Source organism: Autumnicola lenta (assembly GCF_031846515.1).
In the GTDB taxonomy this organism is placed as follows: Bacteria; Bacteroidota; Bacteroidia; order Flavobacteriales; family Flavobacteriaceae; genus Autumnicola; species Autumnicola lenta.
The window spans coordinates 1-1,781 of the sequence record NZ_JAVRHO010000055.1; the positions used below are offsets into that span (position 1 = coordinate 1).

Sequence of the window (1,781 nt, forward strand, 5' to 3'; positions counted from 1 at the left end):
CAGTTGATCGGATCCGTCTTAAAGTCCGCTTATTCGCAAACGCAATCCTTCCAAATTTACCGAAAAAAGCGCCACTTGTGGCTAAAAGATGTGTTGTCACGTAGCTTTTTTCTCTTCCCGAAGTCAAAATCAATTGCCGATCTACCAAAAATTGCCATTTGCGCTATGATTTGATGCCTTGTAACGTCCCATATAAAAACTGTGCTGCTGGCAAGCTTGATTTTCCGTAGGAAAATCAGGCGCAGCAAGCGCGCACGGAGTTTCGATTTGGCACAGGTTTTAGCATTGTTTTTATATAATGTTGGCATTAGTTTTTTTCTTCCTCCTCACAAGGAAGTGGATAGGATTTTACCATATTCATTTTTCCTTCCAAATTAGCTAAAAAGTAAGCTGAATAATCTTCAGGATCCGTCATATTTTTGGCTTCAAAGGTGAATTCCTTTGTTTTACCAGTCTCTTTTATAAAGCCAGCTAATTTTTCTGATGTCAGGAATAACATTCCATCAACATAGAAGAAACCTTTAAAATCAGCTTTTCCTATGTCGCTCGCCATAGTTAAATGATAAACATTTTCCTGCAATTCAAAAATTGTCCAATGAAGATTACTTAAGCTTGAAGTCATACAACGTTTTTCTCTTTTAACAATGGAATCAAGTATTGAATTAAATGAACTCTCCGTAATCTGAAATTCTTTAAGTGCGAGATTATTATCATTTGTTCCTGTTAAAATGCCAGTTGCCCTTTCAGTAGTGTCAGTCAGGTTATTAGCACTTATTGATTGTTTTGTGTCCTTTCTCTCAACTTTTTTCCCGCTTTTGGATATTTTTAAGTCGGTCTGAACGGTATCTTTATTAATTATTGTTGTCTTTTTATCCCCTATTGAATCTGTTGGATTTTTACAACAAATAAAGGTCAAAGCAATAATGAATAGTAGGTAGTTTTTCATTCTCATCAAATTAATGCCAACGTCTCGTATAAAAACTGTGCGAGCGGGCGAACTTGATTGTCCGCAGGACAATCAGGCGTTGCAAGCGAGCACGGACTTTTCGATTCGAGACTAATTAAAGCATTGTTTTTATATGCTGTTGTGCAAAGTATTTTTAGACCAATTACAATTTTTTCAATATTCACCAAGTTTAATATCTATACCAAACATAAGATAACCCAGAACAAAGCCTTTATTTCCAAATTGGAAGTTTAAAGGTCGAATTTCGTAAGCTAATCTTTTTCTATCTGGAGCAATTCTTAATCCTAAAGAAAACTTTCCTCCGAAATAGAATGTATTAAAGTATTCTGAAGTATTATTATTTGCTTCTGGCCATCCTCCAATGCCTAATAGGCCTCTTGAATAATCCACGAAAATTCCAGGTGAAGTAACTAGCGATAAAGATTTATATTTCAGTAAATCGTAATGTAAGTTGAAGCCAAAGGATGTAATTCTATAAAATTGATCTCTTGTATCTGTAATTCCTATTGGTAGAAATCCACCAAATATTATGTTAGGATTAAGTCTTAACCTATTCTCTTTGCCATAGCTTTTCTGATAGCCAACAGAATATATTAAACCCATTCCGGTCTCTCTTTTACCATTATTAAAACCCAATCCGATTCCTGTCTTTATTGATTTAGTGTTAGAGTCTTCTTGAGAATAGATATTTTGATTTACTGTAATAAATAGTAATAGGAAAAAAAATAAAGGGTATTTCATTTGTTTGTAGGTTGGATTAAATTTTGATTTTGAGGTTTTGAATTATTTCTTTGTTGAATATTTTGCACAACGT

2 protein-coding genes are annotated in these 1,781 nt (G+C 34.0%); both read right to left on the reverse strand.

All coding sequences use genetic code 11. From position 1 onward, the window contains the following. Window positions 1–307 precede the first annotated feature (307 nt). Window positions 308–946, reverse strand: a complete 639-nt coding sequence (locus RM545_RS17370; RefSeq protein WP_311496549.1) for a hypothetical protein — start codon at window positions 944–946, stop codon at window positions 308–310. A 174-nt stretch (window positions 947–1,120) separates the two neighbouring features. Beyond that, the gene (locus RM545_RS17375) at window positions 1,121–1,708 is read right to left on the reverse strand and encodes a hypothetical protein (protein WP_311496550.1); all 588 of its coding nucleotides are present in this window, start codon (window positions 1,706–1,708) and stop codon (window positions 1,121–1,123) included. Window positions 1,709–1,781: the final 73 nt, after the last annotated feature.

Bases quoted from the DNA above. Each gene is read 5' to 3' on its own strand.
- RM545_RS17370 (WP_311496549.1), bottom strand. From the start codon at position 946: ATGAAAAACTACCTACTATTCATTATTGCTTTGACCTTTATTTGTTGT.
- RM545_RS17375 (WP_311496550.1), bottom strand. From the start codon at position 1,708: ATGAAATACCCTTTATTTTTTTTCCTATTACTATTTATTACAGTAAAT.